This is a genomic window from Streptomyces sp. NPDC097619, assembly GCF_040302735.1.
In the GTDB taxonomy this organism is placed as follows: domain Bacteria; phylum Actinomycetota; class Actinomycetes; order Streptomycetales; family Streptomycetaceae; genus Streptomyces.
The window spans coordinates 1-5,757 of sequence record NZ_JBEOSD010000272.1 but is presented as its reverse complement, the minus strand read 5'-3'; the positions used below and the strand labels follow the sequence as shown (position 1 = coordinate 5,757).

General features: G+C 74.1%; 6 protein-coding genes. 4 read left to right on the top strand and 2 right to left on the bottom strand.

Going from position 1 to position 5,757, the window contains the following annotated elements; all coding sequences use genetic code 11:
• From ABTZ17_RS36055 to ABTZ17_RS36045, 3 genes are all read left to right on the top strand, one after another.
• The coding region (locus ABTZ17_RS36055) for an AIM24 family protein (protein WP_352200045.1) at positions 1–1,028 on the top strand (1,028 nt) is incomplete at its 5' end.
• Positions 1,029–1,036: 8 nt separating this feature from the next.
• Entirely contained in the window at positions 1,037–1,711 is a 675-nt protein-coding gene (locus ABTZ17_RS36050) for an AIM24 family protein (RefSeq protein WP_352200044.1), read from the top strand.
• A gap of 18 nt (positions 1,712–1,729) precedes the next feature.
• Complete coding sequence (locus tag ABTZ17_RS36045; protein WP_352200043.1) at positions 1,730–2,461, top strand: AIM24 family protein; 732 nt, start codon at positions 1,730–1,732, stop codon at positions 2,459–2,461.
• Positions 2,462–2,569: 108 nt separating this feature from the next.
• Here ABTZ17_RS36045 and ABTZ17_RS36040 read toward each other — a convergent pair whose 3' ends face one another.
• Together ABTZ17_RS36040 and ABTZ17_RS36035 are read right to left on the bottom strand one after the other, a co-directional pair.
• Positions 2,570–3,094, bottom strand: a complete 525-nt coding sequence (locus tag ABTZ17_RS36040) for an NUDIX hydrolase (protein WP_352200042.1) — start codon at positions 3,092–3,094, stop codon at positions 2,570–2,572.
• The gene (locus tag ABTZ17_RS36035) at positions 3,091–4,470 is read right to left on the bottom strand and encodes a zinc-dependent metalloprotease (protein WP_352200041.1); all 1,380 of its coding nucleotides are present in this window, start codon (positions 4,468–4,470) and stop codon (positions 3,091–3,093) included. Before ABTZ17_RS36035 ends, ABTZ17_RS36040 begins: the two co-directional genes overlap by 4 nt.
• 191 nt (positions 4,471–4,661) lie before the next feature.
• On the opposite strand from ABTZ17_RS36035, the gene ABTZ17_RS36030 reads away from it, so the two are divergent.
• A partial coding sequence (locus ABTZ17_RS36030) for an SDR family oxidoreductase (protein ID WP_352200040.1) occupies positions 4,662–5,757 on the top strand: 1,096 nt, incomplete at its 3' end.

Here is a 5,757-nt window from a genome sequence, read left to right as displayed (position 1 = left end):
CGTGGTTGAGGACCACGGCCCCGGACTCGACGGCCGCGCGGACCGTCATGACGGCGCCCGCGCCCGCCTTCGGGGCCCCGGCCCCGCAGACCGTCTCCTACGGCGCCCCGGCACCGGCCCCCGCGCCGCAGGCCCCGCCGGCCCCGGCCGCGCCCTTCGCGCAGCCCGCCGCCGTGCCGCCGCCGTTCACCCCGGCACCCGCGCCCGCCCCGGCGCCCGCCCCCTTCGCTCCCGGCGCCCCCGCGGCCCCCGGCTCGTACGCCCCGCCCGGCGCCCCGGCCCCCGGTTCGTACGGTCCGCCCGGCGCGGTGCCCCCGGGCGCCCCGCCCTTCGGCGCCGTCGCGCCCCTCGCACCGCCGCCGCCCGAGGCGGGCCTGCGCGTGGTCCTCACCAAGTACGCCGAGGCCGCCGCGGGCGAGCGCTGGACCGAGCAGAACCCCCAGCAGGTCCGCGTCACCCTCAGCAAGAACCAGCCGATCCTCGCCAAGCAGGGCAGCATGGTCGCCTACCAGGGCGACATCGACTTCGCCCACAAGGGCTCCGGCGTCCTGGGCAAGCTCACCGGCGCCCTCACCGGCCAGGGCCTGTCCCTGATGCGCTGCTCCGGCGACGGCGAGGTCTTCCTCGCCGACGAGGCCAGCAAGCTCTTCGTGATCCGCCTCGAAGGCCACGACCAGCTGTACACCAGCGCCGCGGGCGTGCTCGCGTTCGACGAGTCGCTGACCACCGAGGTCCGTCGGATCGAAGGCGCCGGCCTGCCCGGCGGCGGCCTGTTCTCGATGCTGTTCTCCGGCACCGGCGCCGTGGTGGTCAAGACCCGTGGCACCCCCGTGGTGCTCCCCGTGGGCCCGGCCACCTACGTCGACGGCAACGCCGTCATCGCCTGGTCGGCGGGGGCCCAGGCGGTCACCACCACCGCGCTCCGGCTGCGCCGCTCCGGCTACGCCAGCCGCACCGGGGAGGCCGTCAACCTCCAGTTCCGGGGCGCCCCGGGCAACTTCGTCGTCGTCCAGCCCTTCGAGGTGTGAGCCAGAGCATGGACCTCCAGTCACTCGGCGCCCGCGCCGAAGCCACCGGCACCCGGATGGCCGTCCACAACGCCAAGACCCTCAAGGTCACCATGGCCACCGGGCACGACCTGATCGCCAAGGCCGGGTCGATGATCGCCTACGACGGCTACGTCCAGTTCGACGCGGCCCCCGCCACCCTGCGCCGCAGCGCCGAGGAGATGGTCACCGGCGAAGGCGGCCGGCTGATGCTGTGCCGCGGCGACGGCGACCTCTACCTCGCGGACTACGGGGCGGACGTCCTCGTCGTCCACCTCAACGACGAGGCCCTGTCCGTCAACGGCGCCACCCTGCTGGCCTGCGACGCCACCCTCCAGCTCACCATCGAGCCGGTGAAGGGCCTGGCCAAGCTCTCCGGCTCCGGCCTCACCAACCTCGTCGTCCGCGGCACCGGCTGGGTCGCCCTGGTCAGCCGCGGCGTCCCCACCGTCCTGGACTGTGCCGAGCGCGAGACCTACGTGGACCCCGACGCCCTGATCGGCTGGACCACCGGCCTGGAGCTCAAGCCCCGCCGCACGGTCAAGGCGAGCGCCCTCATCGGCCGCGGCAGCGGCGAGGCCCTCCAGATCGGCTTCAAGGGCCAGGGCTTCGTCGTCGTCCAGCCCAGCGAGGACACCGGCGACCGTTTCAAGATCCGGGGCTGAGAGGAGCACCGACCCACCATGCACAGCACACTCTTCGCGCACGTCCCGGTACCGTCCACCGGCCGCTACACCCTGCAGAACCCCCAGCTCCTCAAGGTGGACGTCAACCAGGGCGGCGGTTCCGTCCTGGCCCGCCAGGGCGCCATGGTCGCCTTCGAGGGGCAGATCGACTTCCAGAGCCAGTACCGGAACAACAGCTGGCGCAACGTCCGGCACATGACCGGCGAGGGCCTGGAACTGATGAAGTGCAAGGGCAACGGCCACGTCTACCTGGCCAACTTCGCCCAGCACGTCCACGTCATGGAGGTCGGCCGCGGAGTGACCGTCGACAGCAAGTACGTCCTGGCCTTCGACTCCACCCTCGGCGTCGGCATCGTCGCCGTGGACAGCGCCGTCGAGATCGCCTCGGCCGGCGCGTACAACCTGGAGCTCAGCGGCGCGGGCGAGGTCGCCCTGCTCACCTCCGGGGAGCCGCTCGTCCTCGAAGTGGGCCCCGGCAAGAACATCTGCGCCGACGCCGACGCCGTCATCGCCTGGTCCACCTCCCTGCGCACCCAGCTCCAGGCACCCACCTCCACCTCCGCCGTATGGCGCCGCCGGGGCTCCAGCGGCGAGGGCTGGGAGATGCAGTTCCAGGGCCAGGGGCACGTCCTCATCCAGCCCAGCGAGCTGCTGCCCCCCACCCACCTGCGCGGCGGCATGCTCGGCCTCGGCATGCGCGGCAACTCGCTCGGCGGCAGCCGGGCCTGACCGCGGCCCGGCGCGCCCCGTCACGGCACGGCGACGCACCGGGACCCACGGACGCACGGAAAGGGGCGGCCCCGCAGCACGCGGGACCGCCCCTCCTCCGTCTCCGCGTCAGAGCCGCGCGAGCGTGGCCTCGACCAGCCGCACCACCGAGGCGTCGGCGACCTCCGCGACCCGCTCGTACGGGAACCAGCGCAGGTCCAACGACTCCTCGCTGATCCGGGCCACCGCCTCCGGCGGGACCACGGCCGCGTACTGCACGTCCAGGTGCCAGTTGCAGGGCGACGGGATCGCGTGCCGGTCCAGCCGCACCGGACCACCGGGCAGCAGGGTCAGCCCCTCCTCGATCCCGGACTCCTCGCGGGCCTCGCGCAGCGCCACCCCGGCCAGGGTGGTGTCCCCGGGCTCGCAGTGCCCGCCCATCTGCAGCCACATGCCGAGCTTCTTGTGCAGGGTCAGCAGCACCCGCCCGCCGGCCGGGTCGATCACCAGGGCGCTGCCCGTGACGTGCCCCGCCGTGCAGGGCTTGTACACCCCGTCCGGGTGGGCCGCCAGGTGCTCCAGGTAGACCTCGCGCAGCTCCGGCTGCCCCTCGAAGCCCTTCAGGACGAGGACCGCGTCTTCGTGCAGGCTCACTTCTGGTCTTCGCCGTCCTCGTCGCGCTTCTCCGCCGCTTCGCCGAGCATCTTGTCGAGCTCGGAGAAGTCCAGGTGCTCCCGGTGGACGAAACCGTCCGGGTCGTCCAGGTCCGTGGCCGTGGGCAGCATGTCGGGGTGCTCCCAGAGGGCGTCCCGGCCGTCCGCGCCGCGGGCGTCGCTGAGCGAGGCCCACAGCCGGGCCGCGTCCCGCAGTCGGCGCGGCCGCAGCTCCAGCCCGATCAGCGTGGCGAAGGTCTGCTCGGCGGGACCGCCGGAGGCGCGCCGCCGCCGCAGCGTCTCGCGGAGCGCGTCCGCCGAGGTCAGCCGGGGCTTCGCGGCCTCGTGGACCACCGCGTCCACCCAGCCCTCGACCAGCGCGAGCGCCGTCTCCAGCCGGGCCAGGGCCGCCTTCTGCTCGGGGGTGTCCTGCGGCTGGAACATGCCGCCCTGCAGGGCCTCCTGCAGCTGCTCCGGGTTGGACGGGTCCAGCCGGCCGACCACGTCCTCCAGCTTGGAGGTGTCCACCTTGATGCCCTGGGCGTAGCCCTCGACCGCGCCGAACAGGTGCGAGCGCAGCCACGGCACGTGCGCGAAGAGCCGCTGGTGGGCGGCCTCGCGCAGGGCCAGGTACAACCGGACCTCGTCCGAGGGGACGCCCAGGTCCTTGCCGAAGGCGGCGACGTTCAGCGGGAGCAGCGCGGCCTTCCCGGCCGGGCCCAGCGGCAGCCCGATGTCGGTGGAGCCCACGACCTCGCCCGCCAGCGTGCCCACGGCCTGCCCGATCTGCTGGCCGAACATGGCCCCGCCCATGGAGCGCATCATGCCGAGCAGCGGCCCGGCCATGGCCTGCATCTCCTCCGGCAGCACCCCGCCCATGGCCGCGCCCACGCGCTCGGCCACCGGGTCCACCAGCTCCTTCCACACCGGGAGGGTCGCCTCGACCCACTCGGCGCGGCTCCAGGCCACCGCCGATCCGGCACCGGAGGGCAGCGAGGTGACCCCGTCCAGCCACAGGTCGGCGAGCCGGACGGCCTCTTCCACGGCGGCCTTCTCGGCGATGCCGACGCTGCTGTCCTTGACCCCGTCGGAGGTGCCCTGCGCCACCGTCTGCCGGGCGATGTCCTTGGCCATGTCCCAGTTCACGGGACCGCCCTCGTAGCTCAGCATCTGGCCGAGCTGCTGGAAGGCCGCGCCGAGGTCGCCCGGGTTCATCGAGCCGAACATCGCGGCGAACGGGTTGTCCGCTCCGCCGGGCAGACCGGCCGCTCCGAACCCGAACGGATTCGCGGGCCCGTCCTGGCCCTTCTTCTTGCCCTCGTCGCCGTTCTCCGGCTCCTCCGGCGGAAGCCCGAATCCGAATGGGGTGTCACTCACGGTTTCCTCGGCTCTTAAGGCCGCCGGCGGGGCGCCGACGGGGATGGTCCGACAACACCCCCCAGCGTAGACACCGCGCCCGGTTCCGGGCTCGGTGCTCCGCCGGCTCCGGCGCTGCGGCAGGATGGACGTCACCTGGTAGGTACGCGTCAGGACGCCCACCTACTGAAGACAACCGCTGGAGACGCCCGGTGAGTTCCCCTGATCCACAGGTTCGAGCAGCACACGACCCCGAAATTCGCGCTGGGCGAAACAGCGGGGGCCGCGGCCCCGTGATCGCCGTGACCGGTGCCGCCTCGGGCGTCGGCGCCGCGCTCACGGAGCGCCTGGCGGCCTCCGAGGAGGTCCGGAGGGTCCTCGCCATCGACGAGCGGCGCGGGGAGTGCGCCGAGGCCCAGTGGCACGTCCTGGACGTCCGGGACCCGGCCATCGCCGACAAGCTCCGCGGCGCCGACGTCGTGGTCCACCTGGCCCTCGACCTCGACCTGGAGACCGACCCGGCCGCCCGTACGGCCTACAACGTGCGGGGGACCCAGACGGTGCTCACGGCGGCCGCGGCCGCCGGGGTGCGGCGGGTCGTGCTGTGCACCTCCGCCATGGTCTACGGCGCCCTCCCCGACAACGACGTCCCGCTGTCGGAGGACGCCGAGCTCCAGGCCACCGCCGAGGCCACCGGCGTCGGGGACCTCCTGGAGATCGAGCGGCTGGGCCGCCGGGCGCCCCGGGCGCACCCGGGGCTGAACGTGACCGTGGTCCGGCCCGCGGTCCTGGTCGGCGGCACGGACACCGCGCTGACCCGTTACTTCGAGTCCCCGCGGCTGCTCGTGGTGGCCGGTTCCCGGCCGACCTGGCAGTTCTGCCACGTGGAGGACCTGGTCAGCGCGCTGGAGTACGCGGCCCTGGAGAAGGTCGAGGGCGAGCTCGCGGTGGGCTGCGAGGGCTGGCTGGAGCAGGAGGAGGTCGAGGAGCTCAGCGGCATCCGCCGCATGGAACTGCCCTCGGCGGTGGCCCTCGGCGCGGCGGCCCGTCTGCACCGGATCGGCCTGACCCCCTCCCCGGCCGGTGACCTGGCCTACACGATGCACCCGTGGGTGGTGAGCGGCAGCCGGCTGCACGCGGCGGGCTGGCGGCCCCGCTGGACCAACGAGGAGGTGCTCGCGGAGCTGCTCCAGGAGGTGGCCGGACGGCACACCGTGGCGGGCCGCAGGCTGGGCCGCAAGGACGCGACGGCCGCGGGCGCCGCGGGCGCCACGGTGGCCCTGCTGGGCGCGGCCGCGGTGGTCCGCC

Coding starts and splice junctions, on each gene's coding strand:
- ABTZ17_RS36050 (WP_352200044.1), top strand. CDS start 1,037: ATGGACCTCCAGTCACTCGGCGCCCGCGCCGAAGCCACCGGCACCCGG.
- ABTZ17_RS36045 (WP_352200043.1), top strand. CDS start 1,730: ATGCACAGCACACTCTTCGCGCACGTCCCGGTACCGTCCACCGGCCGC.